This window comes from Streptomyces sp. NPDC055966 (assembly GCF_042269865.1).
Classification (GTDB): Bacteria; Actinomycetota; Actinomycetes; order Streptomycetales; family Streptomycetaceae; genus Streptomyces.
In genome coordinates this window covers 1-22,851 of the sequence record NZ_JBHJYK010000014.1, presented here as the reverse complement: position 1 = coordinate 22,851, position 22,851 = coordinate 1, and the positions used below count along the sequence as shown (strand labels likewise).

The window sequence follows — 22,851 nt, the reverse complement described above, 5'->3', positions numbered from 1 at the left end:
CCGTCGAGTTATCCACAGGGCCTCCCGCTTGTCCGCGCAGGCTGCTAGCTTCGAAGCCATTGCACCTAACAAATGTTTGGTGGAAAGGTAGCTGATGCGGCCATGGGTGTCTCCCGTTCGTCCCCGGAAAAAGGGATTTCCGTCGTCACGGTCGACTTCCCGCCGGTGAACGCGCTGCCGGTGCGCGGCTGGTCCGAGCTGGCCGCGGCCGTGCGCGAATCCGGCCGTGACGCGGACGTCCGCTGTGTCGTGCTGGCCGCCGAGGGCCGTGGGTTCAACGCGGGCGTGGACATCAAGGAGATACAGGCGGCCGGCCGGGAGGCCCTGATCGGCGCCAACCACGGCTGCGCCGAGGCTTTCGCGGCGGTGTACGAGTGCGCGGTCCCGGTGGTCGCGGCGGTGCAGGGCTTCTGTCTGGGCGGTGGCATAGGCCTGGTGGGCAACGCGGACGCGATCGTGGCGAGCGAGGACGCCGCCTTCGGACTGCCCGAGCTGGACCGGGGCGCGCTGGGCGCCGCGACCCATCTGGCCCGGCTGGTCCCGCAGCACCTGATGCGCGCCCTGTACTACACGGGGCGCACGGCGAGCGCCGCCGAGCTGCACCGGCACGGCTCGGTGTGGCGGGTGGTGCCCCGGCCGGAACTGCGGGAGGCGGCGCTGGCGCTGGCGCGCGAGATCGCCGCGAAGGACGGTCGGCTGCTGCGCATGGCGAAGGCCGCGATCAACGGCATCGACCCGGTCGACGTCCGCCGCAGCTACCGCTTCGAACAGGGCTTCACCTTCGAGGCCAACCTCAGCGGACTGGCGGACCGGGTCCGCGACACGTTCGGGACGGCTGACGGGGGCGGGGGCGCAGAGGGCAGTAGGGGTGGCGCGGACGGCAGGAGCGGTGCGGCGGGCAGGGGCGGTGCGGACGTCAGGGACGGCGCGGCCCGGAGCGACGGCACAGCCGGGGACGGCGGCGCATCGGCAGAGAGCGAAACGTCAGGGAAGGAGGGCGCGTAGGTGGGCGACAAGACGATGAGCGCGGACGAGGTGGTCTCCCGGCTGCGGAGCGGGATGACCCTCGGCATCGGCGGCTGGGGATCGAGGCGCAAGCCGATGACGCTGGTCAGAGCCCTGCTGCGGACGGGCATCACGGACCTGACGGTCGTGTCGTACGGCGGCCCCGACGTCGGGATGCTGGCCGCGGCCGGCCGGATCCGCACGCTGGTCACCGCCTTCGTCACCCTCGACTCGATCCCGCTCGAACCGCACTACCGGGCGGCGCGCGAGCGGGCCGGGTTCGAGCTGACGGAGGTCGACGAAGGGATGTTCCTCTCAGGCCTGCGCGCGGCGGCGCACCGGCTGCCCTTCCTGCCGGTGCGGGCGGGCCTCGGCTCGGACGTCATGCGGATCAACCCCCACCTGAAGACAGTCACGTCGCCGTACGAGGACGGCGAGACGCTGGTGGCGATGCCCGCCCTGCGGCTGGACGCGGCCCTGGTCCACATGGGCCGCGCCGACCGGCTGGGCAACGGACAGTACCTGGGCCCGGATCCCTACTTCGACGACCTGTTCTGCGCGGCGGCGGACGCGGCCTACGTCTCCTGCGAACGGATCGTGGACACGGCCGAGCTGACCAAGGCGGCGCCTCCGCAGTCGCTGCTGCTCAAACGCCTCGCGGTGACCGGCGTGGTGGAGGCCCCGAACGGCGCGCACTTCACGTCCTGCGCACCGGACTACGACAGGGACGAGGAGTTCCAGCGGCTCTACGCCACCACGCCCTGGCCGGAGTTCGCCGAGCGGTTCCTCGGCCCGGACGAGGAGACCTATCGGGCGGCGGTGCGGAAGTGGCGGAAGGAGCAGACGGGATGAGCACACCGAAGACGAACGCATCGGAAGCGAACACGCCGGAGACGGCGGGCACGCGGGCCCCCCTTCCCCCGCCCACCCGCGCCGAGTACTGCGTGATCGCCTGCGCCGAGGCCTGGCGCGGGGCCGGGGAGATCCTGGCGAGCCCGATGGGTCTGATCCCCTCGCTGGGGGCGCGGCTGGCCCGGCTGACCTTCGCGCCGGACCTGCTGCTGACCGACGGCGAGGCCCTGCTGGTCGGCCCGGACGGCACACCCGAGGGCTGGTTGCCGTACCGGCAGCATCTGGAGCTGGTGGCGGGCGGGCGCCGGCACGTGATGATGGGCGCGAGCCAGATCGACCGGTACGGCAACCAGAACATCTCCTGCATCGGCGACTGGGCGCACCCCCGCCGCCAGTTGCTCGGAATGCGCGGAGCACCGCTCAACACACTGAACAATCCGACGAGTTACTGGATCCCGAGGCACTCCCGTCGGGTGTTCGTGGAGCGGGTGGACGTGGTCTGCGGGGTGGGGTACGACCGGGCGGCCGGGCTGGGCGGCGCGGCTCGCTTCCACCGCCTCGGGCGGGTGGTGTCCGACCTCGGCGCCTTCGACTTCGCCACCCCCGACCACTCGATGCGGCTGGCCTCGCTGCATCCCGGGGTGAGCGTGGAGCAGGTGCGGGAGGCGACGGGCTTCGCGCTCGCCGTGCCGGACGAGGTGCCCCGCACCCGGGAACCGGCGGAGGCGGAACTGCGGCTGATCCGCGAGCTGCTGGACCCGGGCGGCGCGCGGACGCGCGAGGTCCCCGAGGCGGCCGGGGGGTGAGGGGCGGATGGAGACGGCGCTGACCCGGCTGGTCGGCATACGGCATCCGATCGTGCAGACCGGGATGGGCTGGGTGGCCGGCCCCCGTCTGGTCTCGGCGGCGGCGAACGCGGGCGCGCTCGGCATCCTGGCCTCGGCGACGATGACGCCCGGTCAACTGCGGGACGCGATACGGGAGGTGAGGTCGCGCACCGACGCGCCGTTCGGGGTGAACCTGCGGGCCGACGCGGGCGACGCGGCCGACCGGGTGGAGATCATGCTGGCGGAGGGCGTCCGGGTGGCCTCCTTCGCCCTGGCCCCCTCGGCCGGGCTGATCGCCCGGCTGAAGGAGGCGGGCGTGGTCGTCATCCCGTCCGTCGGGGCGCGGCGGCATGCGGAGAAGGTCGCCGCGTGGGGTGCGGACGCGGTGATCGTGCAGGGCGGCGAGGGCGGCGGGCACACCGGCGAGGTGGCGACGAGCGTGCTGCTGCCGCAGGTCGTGGACGCGGTGGACATACCGGTGGTGGCGGCGGGCGGTTTCTTCGACGGGCGGGGCCTGGTGGCGGCGCTGGCGTACGGGGCGGCCGGGGTGGCGATGGGCACACGGTTCCTGCTCACGTCCGACTCGACGGTGCCGGACGCGGTGAAGGCCCGCTATCTGGCCGCGACGGTCCGGGACGTCACGGTCACCCGGGCGGTGGACGGCCTGCCGCACCGGATGCTGCGCACGGACCTGGTGGCCGCGCTGGAGCGGTCGGGCCGGATCCGGGCCCTGGCCCACGCGCTGCGGAAGGCGGCCGGCTTCCGGCGGCTGTCGGGTCTCGGCTGGCGGGAGATGCTGCGGGACGGCCTGGCCATGAAGCACGGAAAGGAGCTGAGCTGGAGCCAGGTGCTGCTGGCGGCGAACACGCCGATGCTGCTGAGATCCGCGATGGTGGACGGCCGTACGGATCTCGGGGTGATGGCGTCCGGGCAGGTCGCCGGGGTGATCGACGACCTGCCGTCGTGCGCGGAGCTGGTGGAGAGGATCGCGAAAGAGGCGGAGGAGGTGCTGGCTCGCCTGCCGGGACTCAGAGGCGTTCGATGATCGTCACATTGGCCTGGCCGCCGCCCTCGCACATGGTCTGGAGGCCGTAGCGGCCGCCGGTGCGTTCCAGTTCGTGGAGCAGGGTCGTCATCAGGCGGACGCCGGTCGCGCCGAGGGGGTGGCCGAGGGCGATCGCGCCGCCGTTGACGTTGACCTTGTCGGGATCGGCACCGGTCTCCTTCAGCCAGGCGAGGACGACCGGGGCGAAGGCCTCGTTGATCTCGACAAGGTCGATGGCGTCCAGCGTCAGGCCGGTCTTCTTCAGGGCGTGGGCGGTGGCCGGGATCGGCGCGGAGAGCATGCGGATCGGGTCCTCGCCGCGCACGGAGAGGTGGTGGACGCGGGCGCGCGGGCGCAGCCCGTGCTCGCGGACGGCGTGCTCCGAGGCGAGCAGCATGGCCGCGGCGCCGTCGGAGACCTGGGAGGAGCAGGCCGCGGTGATGGTGCCGCCGTCGAGGACGGGCTTCAGCGTGGCCATCTTCTCCAGGGAGGTGTCCCGGCGGGGGCCCTCGTCCACGGTGACCTCACCGTGGGGGACGGTCTCGCGCTCGAAGCGGCCGGTGTCGAGGGCGTGGAGGGCGCGCCGGTGCGAGCGCAGGGCGAACTCCTCCTGGTCCTCGCGGCTGATGCCCCACTTGGCGGCGATCATCTCGGCGCCGGCGAACTGGTTGACGGGCCGGTCGCCGTAACGGGCGCGCCAGCCGGAGCTGCCGAGGAAGGGACCGTCGGTGAGGCCGAGGGGGGCGGCGGCCTGCCGGGAGGCGAAGGCGATGGGGATCTGGGACATGTTCTGCACCCCGCCGGCGATCACCAGGTCCTGCGTGCCGGAGAGCACGGCCTGCGCGGCGAAGTGCACGGCCTGCTGGGAGGACCCGCACTGCCGGTCGACGGTCACGCCCGGCACCTCCTCCGGCAGGCCCGCGGCCAGCCAGCAGGTGCGGGCGATGTCCCCGGCCTGCGGCCCCACCGTGTCCAGGCAGCCGAAGACCACGTCCTCCACGGCGGCCGGGTCGATCCCGGCCCGTCGTACCAGCGCGGTGAGCACGTGTGCGCCCAGGTCGGCCGGGTGGACCGCGCTGAGCCCTCCCCCGCGCCGCCCGACGGGCGTGCGGACCGCTTCGACGATGTAGGCCTCGGCCATGACAACTCCCTCACAGGAAAGGGGCGTGATGCAGACGGTGTCACTCGCGTACGGCGATCCCGTCCAGCACCATCGACAGGTACTGGCGGGCGATCTCCTCCGGGCTGTGCTGTCCGCCGGGCCGGTACCAGGAGGCGGCGACCCAGACGGTGTCGCGGACGAACCGGTAGGTGAGGCGGACGTCCAGGTCGGCGCGGAAGACGTGCTCGGCCACGCCGCGTTCCAGCGTGGACAGCCAGGCCTTCTCGAACCGGCGCTGGGACTCGGCGAGAAACGCGAACCGGTCCTGGGCGACGAGCTGCCGGCTCTCCTTCTGGTAGATGGCGACGGCCGCGCGGTGCCGGTCGATCTCCCGGAAGGACTCGGTGACCAGGGCCTCCAGCGTCTCGCGGGGCCCGAGTGCGGAGTCGAGGACGGTGTCGTAGCCGTCCCAGAGCTCGTCGAGGAAGGTCCGCAGGATCTCCTCAAGCATCGACTCCTTGGAGTCGAAGTGGTAGTAGAGACTGCCCGCGAGCATCCCGGCGTGGTCGGCGATCTTGCGGACGGTGGTGGCGTTGTAGCCGTGCTCGGCGAAGACCTCGGCGGCGGTGGTGAGGAGTTCGCCGCGCCGGGCCGCTGCCGGGGTCACCTGGGGCTTCTTCTTGGTCGGCACGGACCCATTCTGGTACCCGGCCCCTTTCCGGTGCCGGGACCGGTGGGCTTAGGCATGCTGGCTGCTGACGGAGACGACCTCGCCGGTCAGGTACGAGGAGTAGCCGGACGCCAGGAACACGATCACGTTGGCCACCTCCCAGGGCTGCGCCCAGCGTCCGAAGGCCTCCCGCCCGGTCAGTTCCTCCAGCAGTTCGGCGGAGGTGACCTTCACCAGGTGGGGGTGCATGGCGAGGCTGGGGGCGACCGCGTTGACCCGGACGCCGTAGGCGGCGGCCTCGATCGCCGCGCAGCGGGTCAGCGCCATCACCCCGGCCTTGGCGGCGGCGTAGTGCGCCTGCCCGGCCTGGGCGCGCCAGCCGACGACGGAGGCGTTGTTGACGATCACCCCGCCGCCGGTCTCGCGCATGGACCGCAGGGCGGCGCGCGTGCAGCGGAAGGTGCCGTTCAGGGTCACGTCCAGGACCCGGGACCACTGTTCGTCGCTCATGTCGGCGAGGTCCGAAGTGCCGCCCAGGCCCGCGTTGTTGACGACGATGTCGAGTCTGCCGTGCTCCTGCGCGGCCGTCTCGAACAGGGTCCGCACCTGCGCCTCGTCGGTGACGTCGCACGGCACCGCCGCCACCCGGCCCGGGAACTTGCGGCGCAGTTCGCTCTCGTGCTCCTGCAGCCGGCGCGTGTGCGCGTCGCTGATCAGTACGCGCGCGCCCTCCTCCAGGAAGCGGTGCGCGGTCGCCCCGCCGATGCCGGCGCCGGCCGCCGCGGTGATGACGGCGGTGCGGCCCCGGAGCAGTCCGTGCCCGACGACGTAGGCCGGGCTCTCGACGCCTGTCATGGAGTCACGCTAACCTACCAAACACTTGTTAGGGAAGCCTGCTGGAGAAAGGGGCAGCCGCCGTGGACCTGACCCATTCCGAAGCCGACGAGGAGTTCCGCGCCGAGGCCCGCGCCTGGCTCCGGGCGCACGTGCCGCGCACGCCGCTGCCGTCCCTGGAGACGGCGGAGGGCTTCGCGGCGCACCGCGCCTGGGAGGCCGAACTGGCCGCGGACCGCTGGTCGGTGGTGTCCTGGCCGCAGCGGTACGGCGGCCGGGACGCCGGTCTGCTGCGCTGGCTGGTCTTCGAGGAGGAGTACTGGGCGGCGGGCGCGCCGGGCCGGGTCGGGCAGAACGGCGTCAGCCTGCTCGCGCCGACGCTCTTCGACCACGGCACGCAGGAGCAACGCGCGCGCGTGCTGCCTCCGATGGCCACCGGCGAGGTGGTCTGGGCGCAGGCCTGGTCCGAACCGGAGGCGGGCTCCGACCTGGCCTCCCTCACCTCGCGGGCGGCGCGGACGGAGGGCGGCTGGCTGCTCAACGGGCACAAGACCTGGTCCTCGCGGGCGGCCTTCGCCGACCGGGCCTTCGGGTTGTTCCGCAGTCACCCCGACACCCCGAAGCCCCACCAGGGGCTCACGTACCTGATGTTCGACCTGCGCGCGCCCGGTGTCACCGTCCGCCCCGTCGGCCGCCTGGACGGCAGACCGGCCTTCGCGGAGCTGTTCCTGGACGACGTGTTCGTCCCGGACGAGGACGTGATCGGCGAGCCCGGCCAGGGCTGGCGGATCGCGATGTCCACGGCGGGCAACGAACGCGGGCTCACCCTGCGCTCCCCGGGCCGCTTCCTCGCCGCGGCCGGCCGGCTGGCCGAGCTGTGGCGGGAGCGCGGCTGCCCCGAGCACGCACGCGCGCGCGTGGCCGACGCCCTGATCGGCGCCCGCGCCTACCAGCTGTTCACCTACGCGGCCGCCGCCCGCTTCCTGGAGGGCGAGCGGCTCGGCCCCGAGTCCAGCATGAACAAGGTGTTCTGGTCCGAGCTGGACCTCGCGCTGCACGAGACGGCGCTCGATCTGCTGGACGGCGAGGGCGAGTCGGCCGACTCCGGCTGGTCCGAGGGGTATGTGTTCGCGCTGGCCGGACCCATCTACGCCGGTACCAACGAGATCCAGCGGGACATCGTCGCCGAGCGGCTGCTCGGCCTGCCGAAGGGACGCCGCTGATGCGCTTCCTGCCCGACGCCGAGCAGCGCGCCTTCACCGACTCGCTGCACGCGATGCTGACGGCCGCGGACACCCCGGCGGTGATCCGCGACTGGAGCCGCGGCGACCATGCGCGCGGGCGCGCGTTGTGGCGCCGTGTCGCCCGGGCGGGGGTGTTCGGCCTGGCGGTGCCGGAGGAGCACGGCGGGCTGGGTCGGCATCCGGTGGAACTGGCCTTCGCCTTCGTGGAGTTGGGGCGGCATGCGGTGCCGGGTCCGCTGGCGGAGACGGTCGCGGCGGCCGTACTGCTTGCCGACCCCCCGCTCGCGAAGCGGTTCCTGCCGGGCCTCCTGGCGGGTACGGACCTCGCGACGACGGCAGCGGTGCCGCACGGCCATGCCCTCGACGGCGACGCGGCCGCGGTCCGCCTCGCCCGCGCCCCCGACGGGCTGCGCCTGGCCTCGGCAGGCCCGGTGCGCCGCTCCCTCGACCCGGCCCGCCGCCTGACCCCGCTCGTGCCGGACGGCGAACTCCTCGCCCCCGGCCCGCCGTTCGACCGCGCGCTCACCTGGGCCCGGCTGGCCGTCGCCGCCCAGGCCCTCGGGGTCGGGCTGGCGCTGCTCGACCGCACCGTGGCGTACGTCAGGCAGCGCACCCAGTTCGGCGTCCCCGTCGGCTCCTTCCAGGCGGTCAAGCACCGCCTCGCCGACGCCGCGACGGCCCTGGAGTTCGCGCGCCCGCTGCTGTTCGGCGCGGCGGTATCGCTGCGCCCGGCGGACGTGGCCGCCGCCAAGCTCACGGCCTGCGACGCGGCGTACACGACGGCCCGCACGGCACTGCAACTGCACGGCGCGATCGGCTACACCGCCGAGTACGACCTGTCCCTGTGGCTGACCAAGGCCCGTGCGCTGCGCACCGCGTGGGGCAGCCCCGAGGAGTGCCGGGAGGTGTTCCTGGAGGACGCGCTCAAGACGCCGGCCCCCTCGGACTCGCCCTGACCGACGGCCGGTTCACGCAGCGGGCGGCCGGAGGATCCCGGCGGCGCGGGCGGCCGCCAGCCACTGCGGGAACTCCCCGCAGAGCCGGTCGTACAGCTCGGCGTCGGACAGGCGCCGCGGGTCCTCGCCGGCGTGGAAGAAGCCGGCGTTGTCCACGATCCGCTTGCCGGGGACGGCCAGCTCGTCCAGTTTCCGCAGGAAGTCGAACTGCCGGCTGCCCGGGTCGCCGAAGCCGACGAACTGCCAGAACAGCGGGAGTTTCGCCGCCTTGCACAGATACCGCTCGGCGGCGGGCCGGCTGATCGGACCGCCGTCGGTCTGGAAGACGACGAGGGCGGGGTCGGTGGCGCCGCTGTCCAGGTAGTGGTCGATGACGGCGTCCATCGCCAGGTGGTAGCTGGTCTTCCCCATGTGCCCGAGCCCGGCCACGATCCGCTCGACGGCGCCCTCGTGGCGGTCGAGGGCGATGTCGGTGACCGCGTCGACGTCCGTGGAGAAGAACACCACCGGCACCCGCCCGTCGTCGTCGAGGTGCGCGGACAGCCCCAGCACCCGGTCGGCGAGCGCCTGCACGCTGCCGTCCTGGTAGTACGGCCGCATGGAGCCCGAGTGGTCGAGCACGAGGTAGACGGCGGCGCGCTGCCCGTCCAGGCCGTGCTCGCGCAGGGACACGCCGGCGGTCTTGTACAGGCTGACCAGCGCCGGGGCCGTCTCCTCCACCTTGCGCAGGCTGATCGCGGTCATGCTTTCCCCTCGGCTGTGCGGACATGCGACGACGCCTGCCCAGCGTCCGGTCGGGGACAGTCGGGCAGGCGTCGTCAGTGTTCCGTACGCCGTTGTACGGGACGTCTGCAGGGGACCCGAGGGGTCCGGGGTCAGACCGCCAGGGCGCGGTCCGTCGGGCGGATCGGGGCCGGCAGGTCGCTGGCACCGGTCAGGTGGCGGTCGACACCGCGGGCGGCCGAGCGGCCCTCCGCGATCGCCCACACGATGAGGGACTGCCCGCGGCCGGCGTCACCGGCGACGAACACACCCGGCACGTTGGTCTGGAAGTCGGCGTCGCGGGCGATGTTACCCCGCTCGTCGAGGTCCAGACCAAACTGCTCGACCAGGCCGTTCTCCCGGTCGGTGCCGGTGAAGCCCATGGCGAGGGTGACCAGCTGGGCCGGGATCCTGCGCTCGGTGCCCGGCTTGGAGGTCAGCTTGCCGTCGACGAACTCGACCTCGGCGAGGTGCAGCCACTGCACGTTGCCGTCCTCGTCGCCCTCGAAGTGGGTGGTGGAGGCGGAGTAGATCCGCTCGCCGCCCTCCTCGTGGGCCGAGGTGACCTTGTACAGGATCGGGAAGGTCGGCCAGGGCTGGCCGGTCGGGTGCCGCTCGTCGTTGGGGCGGGGCATGATCTCCAGCTGGGTGACGGAGGCCGCGCCCTGGCGGTGGGCGGTGCCCACGCAGTCCGCGCCGGTGTCACCGCCGCCGATCACGACGACGTGCTTGCCCTCGGCCGAGATCGGGGGCGCCACGTAGTCGCCCTCCTGGACCTTGTTGGCCAGCGGCAGGTACTCCATGGCCTGGTGGATGCCCTTGAGCTCGCGGCCGGGGACCGGGAGGTCGCGGGCCATGGTGGCACCGGCGGCGATCACGATCGCGTCGTACCGCTTCTTCAGGTCGCGCGCGTTGATGTCGCGGCCGATCTCGACGCCGGTACGGAAGCGGGTGCCCTCCGCGCGCATCTGCTCGATACGGCGGTTGATGTGCCGCTTCTCCATCTTGAACTCGGGGATGCCGTACCGCAGCAGGCCTCCGATGCGGTCCGCGCGCTCGTAGACGGCGACCGTGTGGCCGGCCCGGGTCAGCTGCTGGGCGGCGGCGAGACCCGAGGGGCCGGAGCCGATGACCGCGACCGTCTTGCCGGACAGGCGCTCGGGGATCTGCGGGGCGACGTCCCCGGTCTCCCACGCCTTGTCGATGATCGAGACCTCGACGTTCTTGATGGTGACCGGCTGCTGGTTGATGCCGAGCACGCAGGCCGACTCGCAGGGCGCCGGGCAGAGGCGACCGGTGAACTCCGGGAAGTTGTTGGTCGCGTGCAGGCGCTCCTGGGCTGCCGCCCAGTCCTCGCGGTAGGCGTAGTCGTTCCACTCGGGGATGAGGTTGCCCAGCGGACAGCCGTTGTGGCAGAACGGGATGCCGCAGTCCATGCAGCGGCTGGCCTGCTTGCTGATGATCGGCAGCAGGGAGCCGGGGACGTAGACCTCGTTCCAGTCCTTGACGCGCTCACCGACGGGACGGGTCCGGGCGACCTCGCGGCCGTGGTTCAGGAAGCCCTTCGGGTCAGCCATTGATCGCCGCCTCCATCATCTTCTCGGTGATCTCGGTCTCGGTGAGACCCGCTCGCTCGGCGGCGTCCTTGGCGGCGAGCACTGCCTTGTACGTGCTGGGGATGATCTTGCTGAACCGGGCCGCGGCCGCGTCCCAGTCGGCGAGCAGCTTCTCGGCGACCGTCGAGCCGGTCTCCTCGGCGTGGCGGCGCACCACGTCGTGCAGCCACCGCTTGTCCGTGTCGTCCAGTGCCTCGACGGCATCGACGTTGCCGACGTTGACGTTGTCGCGGTCGAGGTCGATGACGTAGGCGATGCCGCCGGACATGCCCGCCGCGAAGTTGCGGCCGGTCGGGCCGAGGACGACCGCGTGGCCGCCGGTCATGTACTCGCAGCCGTGGTCGCCCACGCCCTCGGAGACGACCAGCGCGCCGGAGTTGCGGACGCAGAACCGCTCACCGGTACGGCCGCGCAGGTACAGCTCGCCGGCGGTGGCGCCGTAGCCGATGGTGTTGCCCGCGATGGTCGAGTACTCGGCGAGGTGGTCGGCCGCGCGGTCCGGGCGGACGACGATCCGGCCGCCGGACAGGCCCTTGCCCACGTAGTCGTTGGCGTCGCCCTCCAGGCGCAGCGTGACACCGCGCGGCAGGAACGCGCCGAAGGACTGGCCGGCCGAGCCGGTGAAGGTGATGTCGATGGTGTCCTCGGGCAGGCCCGCACCGCCGAACTTCTTCGTCACCTCGTGGCCGAGCATGGTGCCGACCGTGCGGTTGATGTTGCGGATGGCGACCTGGGCGCGCACCGGCTGGGCGTCCTCGGCCGAGCCCGCACTCAGCGCGTCGGCGGCGAGCTTGATCAGCTCGTTGTCGAGCGCCTTCTCCAGGCCGTGGTCCTGGGCGATCAGCTGGTGGCGGACGGCGCCCTCGGGCAGCGACGGCACGTGGAACAGCGGCTCCAGGTCCAGGCCCTGCGCCTTCCAGTGGTCGACGGCGCGCTGGACGTCGAGGACCTCGGCGTGGCCGACGGCCTCCTCGATGGAGCGGAAGCCCAGCTCGGCGAGGAGCTCGCGGACCTCCTCCGCGATGAACCGGAAGAAGTTCACCACGTATTCGGCCTTGCCGGCGAAGCGGTCGCGCAGCACCGGGTTCTGGGTGGCGATGCCGACCGGGCAGGTGTCCAGGTGGCAGACGCGCATCATGACGCAGCCGGAGACGACGAGCGGCGCGGTCGCGAAACCGAACTCCTCGGCGCCGAGGAGCGCGGCGATGACGACGTCACGGCCGGTCTTCAGCTGGCCGTCGGTCTGCACGACGATGCGGTCGCGCAGGCCGTTGAGCAGCAGGGTCTGCTGGGTCTCGGCGAGGCCGAGCTCCCAGGGGCCGCCCGCGTGCTTCAGCGAGGTGAGCGGGGATGCGCCCGTGCCGCCGTCGTGGCCGGAGATGAGGACGACGTCCGCGTGCGCCTTGGACACACCGGCCGCGACCGTGCCGACGCCGACCTCGGAGACCAGCTTCACGTGAATCCGCGCCTGCGGGTTCGCGTTCTTCAGGTCGTGGATCAGCTGGGCCAGGTCCTCGATGGAGTAGATGTCGTGGTGCGGCGGCGGGGAGATCAGGCCGACGCCCGGCGTCGAGTGCCGGGTCTTCGCGACCCACGGGTAGACCTTGTGGCCGGGCAGCTGGCCGCCCTCGCCGGGCTTGGCGCCCTGGGCCATCTTGATCTGGATGTCGTCCGCGTTGACCAGGTACTCCGAGGTCACGCCGAAGCGGCCGGAGGCGACCTGCTTGATCGCCGAGCGGCGCGCCGGGTCGTACAGGCGCTCCGGGTCCTCGCCGCCCTCACCGGTGTTGGACTTGCCGCCCAGCTGGTTCATGGCGATGGCGAGGGTCTCGTGCGCCTCCTTGGAGATGGAGCCGTACGACATGGCGCCCGTCGAGAACCGCTTGACGATCTCGCTCGCCGGCTCGACCTCGTCGACGGAGATCGGGGCTCGGCCGGAGGTGAAGCCGAACAGGCCGCGGAGCGTCATGAGGCGCTCGGACTGCTCGTTCACGCGGTCCGTGTACTTCTTGAAGATGTCGAAGCGGCCGGTGCGCGTGGCGTGCTGGAGGCGGAAGACCGTCTCCGGGTCGAACAGATGCGGCTCGCCCTCGCGGCGCCACTGGTACTCGCCGCCGATCTCCAGCGCGCGGTGCGCGGGGGCGATGCCGGAGGCGGGGTAGGCCTTGGCGTGGCGGGCGGCGACCTCCTCGGCGATGACGTCGATGCCGACGCCGCCGATCTTGGTGGCGGTGCCGTTGAAGTACTTCTCGACGAAGGCCTCGTCCAGGCCGACGGCCTCGAAGACCTGGGCGCCGCGGTAGGAGGCGACGGTGGAGATGCCCATCTTCGACATGACCTTCAGCACGCCCTTGCCGAGGGCGTAGATCAGGTTCTTGATGGCCTTCTCGGGCTCGATGCCGTTGAGGAACGTACCGGCGCGCAGCAGGTCCTCCACCGACTCCATCGCCAGGTACGGGTTGACGGCGGCGGCACCGAAGCCGATGAGCAGGGCGACGTGGTGGACCTCGCGGACGTCACCGGCCTCGACCAGCAGGCCCACGTGGGTGCGCTGCTTGGTGCGGATGAGGTGGTGGTGGACGGCTGCGGTGAGCAGCAGCGACGGGATCGGCGCGTGCTCGGCGTCGGAGTGCCGGTCGGACAGGACGATCAGGTGGGCGCCGTTGTCGATGGCGGTGTCGGCCTCGGCGCAGATCTCGGCGATGCGCGCGGCGAGGGAGTCACCGCCGCCGGAGACCCGGTACAGACCGGAGAGGGTCGCCGCCTTGAAGCCCGGCATGTCGCCGTCGGCGTTGATGTGGATGAGCTTGGCGAGCTCGTCGTTGTCGATCACCGGGAAGGGCAGCGTGACGGACCGGCAGGAGGCGGCGGTCGGGTCGAGGAGGTTGCCCTGCGGGCCCAGCGACGAGCGCAGGGAGGTGACCAGCTCCTCGCGGATCGCGTCCAGCGGCGGGTTGGTGACCTGCGCGAACAGCTGGGTGAAGTAGTCGAAGAGCAGCCGCGGGCGCTCGGAGAGAGCGGCGATCGGGCTGTCCGTGCCCATCGAGCCGATCGGCTCGGCGCCGGTGCGGGCCATCGGGGCGAGGATGACGCGCAGCTCCTCCTCGGTGTAGCCGAAGGTCTGCTGGCGGCGGGTGACCGAGGCGTGGGTGTGGACGATGTGCTCGCGCTCGGGCAGGTCGCCCAGCTCGATCTCGCCGGCCTCGACCCACTCGGCGTACGGCTGCTCGGCGGCGAGGGTCGCCTTGATCTCGTCGTCCTCGATGATGCGGTGCTCGGCGGTGTCGACGAGGAACATCCGGCCCGGCTGGAGGCGGCCCTTGCGGACGACCTTGGCGGGGTCGATGTCGAGGACGCCGACCTCGGAGCCGAGGACGACGAGGCCGTCGTCGGTGACCCAGTAGCGGCCGGGGCGCAGACCGTTGCGGTCGAGCACGGCGCCGACCTGGGTGCCGTCGGTGAAGGTGACGCAGGCGGGGCCGTCCCAGGGCTCCATCATCGTGGAGTGGAAGCCGTAGAAGGCGCGCCGGGCCGGGTCCATGGAGACGTGGTTCTCCCACGCCTCCGGGATCATCATCAGCACGGAGTGCGGGAGGGAACGGCCGCCGAGGTGCAGCAGCTCCAGGACCTCGTCGAAGGAGGCGGAGTCGGAGGCGTCCGGCGTACAGACCGGGAAGACGCGGTCGAGGTCGCCGGGGCCGAACAGGTCGGAGACCAGCTGGGACTCGCGGGCGCGCATCCAGTTGCGGTTGCCCTTGACGGTGTTGATCTCACCGTTGTGCGCGACGAAGCGGTACGGGTGCGCGAGCGGCCACGACGGGAAGGTGTTCGTGGAGAAGCGCGAGTGGACGAGCGCGACCGCGGAGCCGAAGCGGCGGTCGGACAGGTCCGGGAAGAAGGGCTCCAGCTGGCCGGTGGTCAGCATGCCCTTGTAGACGATCGTGCGCGCGGACAGGGACGGGAAGTAGACACCGGCCTCGCGCTCGGCGCGCTTGCGCAGCACGAAGGCCTTGCGGTCCAGCGCGATGCCCTCGCTGGCGCCGTCGGTGACGAAGACCTGCCGGAAGACCGGCATGGTGGAGCGGGCGGTGGCGCCGAGCAGTTCGGGCGCGACCGGGACCGCGCGCCAGCCGAGGACGGTGAGGCCCTCCTCGCCGGCGATCGTCTCGATCCGTGAGACGGCGTCCTCGGTCCCCTCCTCGGGAAGGAAGGCGATGCCTACCGCGTACGAGCCCGCCGAGGGAAGGTCGAATCCGGCCACCTCGCGGAAGAAGGCGTCGGGCACCTGGGAGAGGATGCCGGCGCCGTCCCCCGAATCGGGCTCGGAGCCGGTGGCACCGCGGTGTTCCAGGTTGCGCAGGACGGTGAGGGCCTGTTCGACCAGCGTGTGGGACGCCTCGCCGGTGAGGGTGGCGACGAAACCGACGCCGCACGCGTCGTGTTCGTTGCGGGGGTCGTACATACCCTGTGCAGCAGGGCGAGCATCCATGAACGACCAGTTCTGGCCATTCGCGGAGTGCTGGGACGGCTGGCGCGGCGTACGCATCGGCTCTCCCGTCGTCGTCATGTGGCATGTGGCAGGTGCCGAGGGACGACGTTGGCCCTCTGCGAAAGATCTCTATGTGAGATCAAAATTTCGTGCAGGTTACATGATGGAGCGATTCTCGGGAACCGGATACCGCGTTCCAACATGCGGACGCCACGGGGTACATGGCAGCGGTGCCGCACGAGACGGCGAGGGGTGCCGCGGGGTGACGGCGGTACCGCGCGGGGCGGCGACATGGCGAGGGGACCGTCGCGGACAAAGATCGATCGGATCGGTGTCCGGCGGCCCACGGGGGGGCGGGGAGAGCGTCTTCACTCGCCCCATGGGGGTGCGACAGGCGTCGTTGCCCGCGGCGCTTACGGCTCATGCCCGGTGGTTAAGCATTCGAAACCAGCGAGTAACGGGTACTTATGCGGCCCATCGCATAAGTACCGGTAGCACTATCCTACGGCCGTTCCGAACAGGCTGCCCAGGGCGTATGTCACACCGGCAGCCGCACCGCCGAGCCCGAGCTGCCGCAGGCCGCTGTACCACCAGCTCCGCGCGGTCACCCGGGCCACCACGGCACCGCAGCCGAACAGCCCGACGAGGGCCAGCAGCAGGGCGGGCCACAGCGCGGTCGCGCCGAGCAGGAACGGCAGCACGGGCAGCAGCGCGCCGAGCGCGAAGGACCCGAACGACGAGACGGCCGCGACCAGCGGCGACGGCAGGTCGCCGGGGTCGATCCCCAGTTCCTCGCGGGCGTGGATCTCCAGCGCCTGCTCGGGGTCCCTGGACAGCTGCCGCGCGACCTCACGGGCCAGCCCGGGCTCGACGCCCCGGGAGACGTAGAGTGCGGCGAGCTCGTCCTCCTCGTCCTGCGGGTGCTTGCGCAGCTCGCGGCGCTCGACGTCGAGCTCGGCCTCGACCAGCTCGCGCTGGGAGGCGACGGAGGTGTACTCGCCGGCGGCCATCGAGAAGGCACCGGCGGCGAGCCCCGCCAGCCCGGTGATGACGATCGTCTGGTGGCCGACGGAACCGCCGGCCACGCCGGTCAGCAGGGCGAGGTTGGAGACCAGGCCGTCCATCGCTCCGAAGACGGCGGGGCGCAGCCAGCCGCCGTTGACATCGCGGTGCGTGTGGTTGTCGCGGTGCGCCTCGTGCAGCGCGGCCTCGGTTTCGATGATGGCCATGGGAGCCCCCGGGATAGCTTAGCCAAAGCTAACTTTGGACGAGTTCTATTCTTCGACAACACCGAAGGTACGCCGATCACTTCCTCTCCGCCAGCAAGGGAAGGCTGGGCTAACCTGCGGCTTTACCCGACTTTGCTCATCCGTGCCTACTGAGGCTCAGATGCCGACTGGGTGACGGGAGCCGCTCGGAGGCACACCCGACGGCGGCCCGTGGGACACATCCGCAAAGCGTGTTCGTGGTCTCGCCGAAGGAGCCCGCCATGGCATCGATCGCCTGCACTCCCCCGTCCCCGGCCGCCGGGGACGGGAACGGGGACACCGCCGGGCCGCGCGAACGGGCGCGCGGCGCGCTGCTCGGCCTCGCCGTGGGCGACGCGCTGGGCGCGCCCGCGGAGAACCTCAAGCCCTCCGAGATCCGCGCCCGCTGGGGCCGCATCACGGACTACGTCACCGAGCACCCCTGCGGGACGGACGACACGGAGTACGCGATCTTCTCGGGACTGCTGCTCGCCCGGCACGGCTCGGCGCTCACCCCGGCCCATGTGGAGGCGGCCTGGCACGAGTGGATCGCCGACCGGGCCGAAGGCCCCTTCCGCGGCGCCGGCTTCAGTGAGCGCGGCACGCTGGAGAACCTGCGCCGGGGCCTCACGGCCCCCATCTCCGCCCAGCACCGCCACGCCTGGAGCGACGGTCTGGCGATGCGGGCGGCGCCGTTCGGCGTCTTCGCGGCGGGCCGCCCCGCCGAGGCCGCCCGTCTCGTGGCGATCGACGGCTCGGTGAGCCACGAGGGCGAGGGCATCTACGGCGGCCAGGCGGTGGCGGCGGGCGTGGCGGCGGCGATGACCGGCGCCCCGCTCCCGGTGGTGATCGCCGCGGCCCTGGCGGTGATCCCCGAGGACTCCTGGACGGCACGCTCCCTGCGGCGTGCGGTGGCGGTGGCCCACCGCGGCGAACGGGCGGTGCGCTGCGCGGTGGTCATCGGCGGCTACCCCTGGACCGACCTGGCGCCCGAGGCGGTCGCCCTCGCCTTCGGCGCGTACGCGGCGGCCGACGGCGACTTCCGGGAGTCGGTCCTGACGGCCGTCAACATGGGCCGCGACGCGGACACGACGGCGGCGGTGGCGGGCGCCCTGTCCGGCGCGACCCGGGGCGCGGCGGCGATCCCCGCCCACTGGTCCGCGGCGATCGGCCCGTCCCGGGGCCGCTGTCTGCCGTCGATGGCGGGCCACCACGTGCTGGAGGTGGCGGAACTGCTGGTACCCGAACCCGGACCGCCCCGCCCCACGGTACGAAGCCCGCTGGCCGGGCACCCGGGCAGTGAGGTGCTGTCATGACCGTACGCCGTATCGAGGGGCTCCTGCTCGGCCTCGCGGCAGGCGACGCCGCCGGCTGGCCGGCCGCGCGGCACCGCGCCGCCCGTATGCCCGAGTGGACCCGCCGGCTCACCCGCGAGCTGGACACCTTCGCCGAACAGAACGCCACCACCACCCTCCCGGTGCCGATCGCCCTCAACCAGCCGCCCGAGCCGCTGCGCCTCGGCCCCTCCGACGACGCCGAGTGGGCGGCCTTCGCCGCGGAGGCGGTGCTGCGGGCCGGCGACGACGACGTCCTCGGCGACCTCAGCCGGGAGCGCCGTACCCGCGCCGCCATCGACCTCACCTGGACCGCCGTGGCCGCGGAGGTCGCCGCCGCGGCCGAGCGCGCGCCCGAGATCGAGTCCGCCGTCCTCCCGCTGCGCGCCCGCATCTCGGTCCGCGCCGGTCTCGGCAACCTCGCCACCGGCCTGCGCCCGCCCGCCACCGGCCACGACAACCCGCACTACTTCGACGACGCCGCCTGCGTCCGTGCCTGCGTCCTCGCCGTCGCCCACCCCGGCGATCCCGAACGCGCCGCCGCACTCGCCGAGTTCGACGCCCGCTACACCCAGGACGGCGACGGCGTGCACGGCGCCCGCGCCATGGCCGCGGCACTCGCGCTCGCCCTCACCGGCGCCGGCCCGGAGCGCTGCGTGGGCGCCGCGCTCGCGGAGCTCCCCGCCGACTCCGAGATCGGCCGCAACGCGCGCCACGCCCTGGCCCTCGCCGAGGGCTGCGAGTCCGCCTTCGCCCTCGTCCCGCTGCTGGAGCACCAGATCGTCGACCACGTCTACAGCTACGGCATCGCCGCCGCGGAGACCGTGCCGGTCGCCCTCGCCCTCGCCACCGCGGCCGGCGGCCGGATCGACACGGCCGTACCCGCCGCCGCCTGTCTGTCCCGTGTCGCCGACTCGGCGCCCGCCCTCGCCGGTGCCCTCACCGGGGCGCTGGGCGGCGGCGCCTGCATCCCGCAGGCCTGGCGGGACGCCTGCCGCACCCTGTCCGGCTGCGCCCTGCCCCGCCTCACCGGCACCGACCTGGTGGAACTCGCCGGACTCCTGGAAGCCGCACAACCGGCCCGGCCAGGAGGATGATTCGGGGCATGACGCCCAGCAATTCCCATGCCGTCACAGAACATGAACTGAGCTGTGAAACAGAACTAATTCACGAAACAGACCCCATCGGTCTCGACGAACGCATCACCCGGGCCCTCGTCGGCGCCGCCGTCGGCGACGCCCTCGGCGGCCCGGTCGAGGGGTACTCCCCCGAGCAGATCGCCGAACGCCACGGCGGCCGGGTGCACGGCGTCGTCGGCCCCTGGCACGGCGACGCCTGGCGCACCGCCCGCCCGATCGCGCCGTACCACAAGGGTGACGGCCACGTCACCGACGACACCCTGATGACCCATGCGCTGGTCCGGGTCTACGCCCGCGTCCGCGACCACCTCGACGCGTACGCCGTCGCCGAGCACCTGGTCCCGGACCTGATGACCACCCCCCGCTGGATCCCGGAGCTGGAGGCCGAAACCCTGCCCCTGCACCGCCTCTTCCTCGCCGAGAAGTGGCTGGTGGCCCGGCTCGCCCACGGTCACGCCGACCCCCGGGAGGCGGGCGTCGGCAACATCGTCAACTGCGGTGCGGCGATGTACATGACTCCCGTCGGCCTGGTCAACGCGGCCAACCCGGCCGCCGCTTACGCCGAGGCGCTGGACATCGCCGGTGCGCACCAGTCGTCGTACGGCCGGGAGGCGGCAGGTGTCCTCGCCGCGGCCGTCGCCGCCGCCGCGACCCCGGGCGCGACCCCCGAGTCGGTCGTCGCGGCCTGCCTCGCCCTGGCGAAGGACGGCACGCGCGAGGCGATCGAGAAGGTCTGCGAAGTCGCCGTACGGCACCGGGACTTCGAGTCGGCGCTCGGCCCGCTGCGCGCGGCGGTCGCCCCGTACGACACCGTCGGCCCGGACTACCGCGCCCCCTCGCTCGCCGCCCGGCGCCCCTCCCGGCTGCACGCGATCGAGGAACTGCCCGTCGCGCTCGGCATGTTGCTCGTCTCCGGCGGCGACCACCGACACGCCGTGCTCGGCGCGGTCAACTACGGCCGCGACTGCGACTCGATCGCCACGATGGCCGGTGCCCTCGCGGGCGCCCTCGGCTCGCCCGTCCCCGAGGAGTGGGCGAAGACGGTCGCGCAGGCCAGCCGGCTCGACCTGTGGGCGCCGGCCCGCACGCTCACCGAGGTCACGCGCGAGATCTTCGCGGCGGACGTACGCCGCCGCCGTGCGCACGAGCGGGCCGTCACGGCACTCGGAGGCGCCGCATGCTCCGACTGACCTGGGTCCAGCCGGAGGACCTGCTCGGCCACGAACTCCGCCAGGCCCGCCTGGACGGCCGGTCGCCCTCCGCGATCGAGGCCCGCTGGCGGGCGGCCGGCGGCCCGGACGCGCCGGAACGGGCGGGGGCGTCGCCGCACCGGGTGTCCCGGTATCTGCGGCTGCTGGCGGAGGACCTGCTGGACGAACTGGCCGACCTGCCCAGCCGGTTGGCCGACGACGAGCCGACGGACCTGGACGGGATCAGGTCCCGGTGCCCCCAGTGGCCCGCCCCGTCCGGCGGCACCACCACCCGCGCCGCACTCGAAGCCGCCTGGCTCGGCCGGGCCGTCGGCTGTCTGCTCGGCAAACCCGTCGAGAAACTCCCCCTCGACGCCCTGCGCGCCCTCGCCCGCGCCGCCGGAAACTGGCCCCTCGCCGACTACTTCACCGCCGTCGGCGTACCGGACGACCTGCTCGCCGAGCACCCCTGGAACCGCCGCTCGGCCGCCACCTCCCTCGCCGAGAACATCGACGGCATGCCGGAGGACGACGACCTCAACTACCCCCTGCTGAACCTGCTGCTCCTGCGGCGGCACGGACGGACGTTCACCACCACGGACGTGGCCCGGCTCTGGCTGGACGAACTCCCGCCCGGCCGCACGTTCACCGCCGAGCGCATCGCCTACCGCAACCTCCTCTCCGGCATCGAACCCCCGTACACGGCCCGGCACCGCAACCCCTTCCGCGAGTGGATCGGCGCCCTGATCCGCGCCGACGTGCACGGCTGGACCAACCCCGGCAACCCGGCCGGCGCCGCCGAACAGGCCTACCGCGACGCGGCGTTGACGCACACCGCCAACGGCGTCTACGCCGCGATGTTCACGGCCGCCGTCATCGCCACCGCCGCCACCGGCACCCAGGACGTCCACGCCTGTCTGCGCACCGGCCGCAGCGTGGTCCCGCCCCGCTCACGGCTCGCGCAGGCGATCGACCACGCACTGCAACTCGCCTGCCTCCACGAGGACTTCGACGCGGTCGTGGACGAGCTGCACGCCCTGTACGGGCCCACCCACCACTGGGTGCACGCCGTCCCCAACACCGCCCTGACCGTCGCCGCCCTCGCCCACGCCGACGGCGACTTCACCGGCTCGGTCCGCCGTGCGGTGTCCGGCGGCTGGGACACCGACTCCAACGGTGCCACGGCCGGCAGCGTCGCCGGTCTCCTCGCGGGCGGACCGACGGCGCTCCCCGAGCACTGGCGGGCCCCGCTGAAGAACCGGCTCGCCAGCACCGTCGCCGACTTCGACGGCACCGGCTTCGACACCCTCGCCCACCTCACCCTTGTGGAGACGACCCGCTCATGACCCACATCGTCGTCCTCGGCAGTACGAACATGGACCTCGTCACCTACGTCGCGAAGGCCCCGCAGCGCGGCGAGACCGTGACCGGACGGGAGTTCCGCACGATCCCCGGCGGCAAGGGCGCCAACCAGGCGATCGCCGCGGCCCGCGCCGGCGCCACCGTCTCGATGGTCGGCGCGGTCGGCAACGACGCCTTCGGGCTGCGGATGCGCGACACCCTCGAACACTCCGGCGTGGACACCGACTTCCTGCGCACGGTCGAGGGCCCGTCCGGCACCGCCCACATCGTGGTCGACGACGAGGGCGGCAACGCGATCGTCGTCATCCCCGGCGCGAACGGCACCGTCGACCACCTCTCCCCCGGCGACGAGGGACTGATCGCCTCCGCCGACGCGCTGCTGCTCCAGCTGGAGATCCCGCTGGCCGCGGTCGTCGCGGGCGCGCAGGCCGCCCGACGGCACGGCATCCGTACGGTACTCACCCCGTCCCCCGCCCAGCCGCTGCCGCCCGAACTCCTCGCCGCGACCGACCTGTTGGTGCCCAACGAGTACGAGGCGGTCACCCTCACCGGCCGCACCGACCCGCGCGAGGCCGCCGCCGCGCTGCTGGAGCTGGTGCCGGAGGTCGTCGTCACCCTGGGCTCGACCGGCTGTCTGTACCGGTCCCGGGGCACCGAACCGCTCGTCGTCGCCGCGCCGCAGGTGACCGCCGTCGACTCCACGGGCGCCGGGGACACCTTCGTCGGCGCGCTCGCCGTGGCCCTCGCCGAGGAGAAACCGGTGCGGGAGGCCCTGTCCTGGGCGGCCGCCGCGGCGGCGATCTCCGTCCAGCGGGCCGGGGCGTCGGCGTCGATGCCGTACCGCCCGGAGATCGAGGACCAGTACCACGCATGAGGACGACGACACCCCTGACGACACCCCCGTCGGCACCGCCCCTCGCCGAACTGGGCCTCGAACAGGCCGGCATCGCCGCCCTGCGCGCGGCGGGCGCCCTGCGACCCGGCCCCCGCTCACCTGGCTCTACGTCCCCGGCGACCGCCCGCGCAGCATGGCCGGGGCGCTGACCGCGGGCGCCGACGTGGTGGTGATCGACCTGGAGGACGCGGTCGCCCCGGACCGCAAGGAGACGGCCCCTGGGCCGGCAAGGACCTGGCAGCCGCAGCCCGCTCGGACCGGCCGGCCCGGCCGGTCCGAGCG

Annotated in this window: 19 protein-coding genes and 1 pseudogene; 13 read left to right on the top strand and 7 right to left on the bottom strand. The window is 72.9% G+C overall.

Going from position 1 to position 22,851, the window contains the following annotated elements; all coding sequences use genetic code 11:
* Window positions 1-102: 102 nt before the first annotated feature.
* The 4 genes and pseudogenes from ACFC8N_RS27560 to ACFC8N_RS27545 form a co-directional block, all read left to right on the top strand.
* A pseudogene (locus tag ACFC8N_RS27560) lies at window positions 103-837 on the top strand (enoyl-CoA hydratase family protein); the annotation flags it as partial.
* Window positions 838-1,005: 168 nt separating this feature from the next.
* Entirely contained in the window at window positions 1,006-1,857 is an 852-nt protein-coding gene (locus ACFC8N_RS27555) for a CoA-transferase (protein WP_356021146.1), read from the top strand.
* Window positions 1,854-2,663, top strand: a complete 810-nt coding sequence (locus ACFC8N_RS27550; protein WP_376290708.1) for a CoA-transferase subunit beta — start codon at window positions 1,854-1,856, stop codon at window positions 2,661-2,663. The genes ACFC8N_RS27555 and ACFC8N_RS27550 overlap by 4 nt, the downstream gene beginning before the upstream one ends.
* Window positions 2,664-2,670: 7 nt before the next feature.
* Complete coding sequence (locus ACFC8N_RS27545; protein ID WP_356021142.1) at window positions 2,671-3,729, top strand: nitronate monooxygenase; 1,059 nt, start codon at window positions 2,671-2,673, stop codon at window positions 3,727-3,729.
* Here the strand turns inward: ACFC8N_RS27545 and ACFC8N_RS27540 are convergent.
* Genes ACFC8N_RS27540 through ACFC8N_RS27530 form a run of 3 tightly spaced genes read right to left on the bottom strand, consistent with a single transcriptional unit; the run spans window position 3,713 to window position 6,356 of the window.
* The gene (locus tag ACFC8N_RS27540; RefSeq protein ID WP_356021140.1) at window positions 3,713-4,870 is read right to left on the bottom strand and encodes an acetyl-CoA C-acetyltransferase; all 1,158 of its coding nucleotides are present in this window, start codon (window positions 4,868-4,870) and stop codon (window positions 3,713-3,715) included. The two genes, ACFC8N_RS27545 and ACFC8N_RS27540, sit on opposite strands and share 17 nt — an antisense overlap.
* A 40-nt stretch (window positions 4,871-4,910) precedes the next feature.
* Window positions 4,911-5,522, bottom strand: a complete 612-nt coding sequence (locus ACFC8N_RS27535; RefSeq protein WP_356021139.1) for a TetR/AcrR family transcriptional regulator — start codon at window positions 5,520-5,522, stop codon at window positions 4,911-4,913.
* Window positions 5,523-5,570: 48 nt separating this feature from the next.
* Window positions 5,571-6,356, bottom strand: a complete 786-nt coding sequence (locus ACFC8N_RS27530; protein ID WP_376290706.1) for an SDR family oxidoreductase — start codon at window positions 6,354-6,356, stop codon at window positions 5,571-5,573.
* Window positions 6,357-6,418: 62 nt separating this feature from the next.
* On the opposite strand from ACFC8N_RS27530, the gene ACFC8N_RS27525 reads away from it, so the two are divergent.
* Both ACFC8N_RS27525 and ACFC8N_RS27520 read left to right on the top strand, forming a co-directional pair.
* Complete coding sequence (locus ACFC8N_RS27525) at window positions 6,419-7,558, top strand: acyl-CoA dehydrogenase family protein (protein ID WP_376290704.1); 1,140 nt, start codon at window positions 6,419-6,421, stop codon at window positions 7,556-7,558.
* Complete coding sequence (locus ACFC8N_RS27520) at window positions 7,558-8,535, top strand: acyl-CoA dehydrogenase family protein (RefSeq protein WP_376290701.1); 978 nt, start codon at window positions 7,558-7,560, stop codon at window positions 8,533-8,535. Before ACFC8N_RS27525 ends, ACFC8N_RS27520 begins: the two co-directional genes overlap by 1 nt.
* Window positions 8,536-8,547: 12 nt before the next feature.
* On the opposite strand, the gene ACFC8N_RS27515 is transcribed toward ACFC8N_RS27520, so the two are convergent.
* The 4 genes from ACFC8N_RS27515 to ACFC8N_RS27500 form a co-directional block, all read right to left on the bottom strand.
* Complete coding sequence (locus ACFC8N_RS27515; protein WP_356021131.1) at window positions 8,548-9,279, bottom strand: VWA domain-containing protein; 732 nt, start codon at window positions 9,277-9,279, stop codon at window positions 8,548-8,550.
* Window positions 9,280-9,410: 131 nt separating this feature from the next.
* The gene (locus ACFC8N_RS27510; RefSeq protein ID WP_356021130.1) at window positions 9,411-10,874 is read right to left on the bottom strand and encodes a glutamate synthase subunit beta; all 1,464 of its coding nucleotides are present in this window, start codon (window positions 10,872-10,874) and stop codon (window positions 9,411-9,413) included.
* Complete coding sequence (gltB, locus tag ACFC8N_RS27505) at window positions 10,867-15,459, bottom strand: glutamate synthase large subunit (protein ID WP_376290994.1); 4,593 nt, start codon at window positions 15,457-15,459, stop codon at window positions 10,867-10,869. Before gltB ends, ACFC8N_RS27510 begins: the two co-directional genes overlap by 8 nt.
* 440 nt (window positions 15,460-15,899) lie before the next feature.
* Complete coding sequence (locus ACFC8N_RS27500; protein ID WP_376290698.1) at window positions 15,900-16,631, bottom strand: VIT1/CCC1 transporter family protein; 732 nt, start codon at window positions 16,629-16,631, stop codon at window positions 15,900-15,902.
* Window positions 16,632-16,891: 260 nt separating this feature from the next.
* Between ACFC8N_RS27500 and ACFC8N_RS27495 the strand changes: the two genes are divergently transcribed.
* From ACFC8N_RS27495 to ACFC8N_RS27465, 7 genes are all read left to right on the top strand, one after another.
* Window positions 16,892-17,965, top strand: a complete 1,074-nt coding sequence (locus ACFC8N_RS27495) for an ADP-ribosylglycohydrolase family protein (RefSeq protein WP_376290696.1) — start codon at window positions 16,892-16,894, stop codon at window positions 17,963-17,965.
* Window positions 17,962-19,080, top strand: a complete 1,119-nt coding sequence (locus tag ACFC8N_RS27490; protein ID WP_356021120.1) for an ADP-ribosylglycohydrolase family protein — start codon at window positions 17,962-17,964, stop codon at window positions 19,078-19,080. Before ACFC8N_RS27495 ends, ACFC8N_RS27490 begins: the two co-directional genes overlap by 4 nt.
* A gap of 8 nt (window positions 19,081-19,088) precedes the next feature.
* A complete protein-coding gene (locus ACFC8N_RS27485) occupies window positions 19,089-20,312 on the top strand; it encodes an ADP-ribosylglycohydrolase family protein (protein WP_376290694.1) in 1,224 nt (407 codons plus the stop codon).
* Window positions 20,300-21,658, top strand: a complete 1,359-nt coding sequence (locus ACFC8N_RS27480) for an ADP-ribosylglycohydrolase family protein (RefSeq protein WP_356021116.1) — start codon at window positions 20,300-20,302, stop codon at window positions 21,656-21,658. The genes ACFC8N_RS27485 and ACFC8N_RS27480 overlap by 13 nt, the downstream gene beginning before the upstream one ends.
* Window positions 21,655-22,548: a ribokinase gene (rbsK, locus tag ACFC8N_RS27475; RefSeq protein ID WP_356021114.1), complete on the top strand. Its 894-nt coding sequence runs from the start codon at window positions 21,655-21,657 to the stop codon at window positions 22,546-22,548. Before ACFC8N_RS27480 ends, rbsK begins: the two co-directional genes overlap by 4 nt.
* On the top strand, window positions 22,545-22,718 hold the full coding sequence (locus ACFC8N_RS27470; protein ID WP_376290691.1) for a hypothetical protein: 174 nt from the start codon (window positions 22,545-22,547) through the stop codon (window positions 22,716-22,718). The genes rbsK and ACFC8N_RS27470 overlap by 4 nt, the downstream gene beginning before the upstream one ends.
* Window positions 22,703-22,851 (top strand): aldolase/citrate lyase family protein (locus ACFC8N_RS27465; RefSeq protein WP_376290991.1); only part of this gene is annotated, 149 nt, incomplete at its 3' end. The genes ACFC8N_RS27470 and ACFC8N_RS27465, both read left to right, overlap by 16 nt.

What these genes read in the sequence shown, in the direction of transcription:
- ACFC8N_RS27520 (WP_376290701.1), top strand. Translation starts at nt 7,558, where the DNA reads ATGCGCTTCCTGCCCGACGCCGAGCAGCGCGCCTTCACCGACTCGCTG.
- ACFC8N_RS27515 (WP_356021131.1), bottom strand. Translation starts at nt 9,279, where the DNA reads ATGACCGCGATCAGCCTGCGCAAGGTGGAGGAGACGGCCCCGGCGCTG.
- ACFC8N_RS27485 (WP_376290694.1), top strand. Translation starts at nt 19,089, where the DNA reads ATGACGCCCAGCAATTCCCATGCCGTCACAGAACATGAACTGAGCTGT.
- ACFC8N_RS27510 (WP_356021130.1), bottom strand. Translation starts at nt 10,874, where the DNA reads ATGGCTGACCCGAAGGGCTTCCTGAACCACGGCCGCGAGGTCGCCCGG.
- ACFC8N_RS27480 (WP_356021116.1), top strand. Translation starts at nt 20,300, where the DNA reads ATGCTCCGACTGACCTGGGTCCAGCCGGAGGACCTGCTCGGCCACGAA.
- ACFC8N_RS27550 (WP_376290708.1), top strand. Translation starts at nt 1,854, where the DNA reads ATGAGCACACCGAAGACGAACGCATCGGAAGCGAACACGCCGGAGACG.
- gltB (WP_376290994.1), bottom strand. Translation starts at nt 15,459, where the DNA reads ATGCGTACGCCGCGCCAGCCGTCCCAGCACTCCGCGAATGGCCAGAAC.
- ACFC8N_RS27545 (WP_356021142.1), top strand. Translation starts at nt 2,671, where the DNA reads ATGGAGACGGCGCTGACCCGGCTGGTCGGCATACGGCATCCGATCGTG.
- ACFC8N_RS27500 (WP_376290698.1), bottom strand. Translation starts at nt 16,631, where the DNA reads ATGGCCATCATCGAAACCGAGGCCGCGCTGCACGAGGCGCACCGCGAC.
- ACFC8N_RS27495 (WP_376290696.1), top strand. Translation starts at nt 16,892, where the DNA reads ATGGCATCGATCGCCTGCACTCCCCCGTCCCCGGCCGCCGGGGACGGG.
- ACFC8N_RS27490 (WP_356021120.1), top strand. Translation starts at nt 17,962, where the DNA reads ATGACCGTACGCCGTATCGAGGGGCTCCTGCTCGGCCTCGCGGCAGGC.
- ACFC8N_RS27470 (WP_376290691.1), top strand. Translation starts at nt 22,545, where the DNA reads ATGAGGACGACGACACCCCTGACGACACCCCCGTCGGCACCGCCCCTC.
- rbsK (WP_356021114.1), top strand. Translation starts at nt 21,655, where the DNA reads ATGACCCACATCGTCGTCCTCGGCAGTACGAACATGGACCTCGTCACC.
- ACFC8N_RS27540 (WP_356021140.1), bottom strand. Translation starts at nt 4,870, where the DNA reads ATGGCCGAGGCCTACATCGTCGAAGCGGTCCGCACGCCCGTCGGGCGG.
- ACFC8N_RS27530 (WP_376290706.1), bottom strand. Translation starts at nt 6,356, where the DNA reads ATGACAGGCGTCGAGAGCCCGGCCTACGTCGTCGGGCACGGACTGCTC.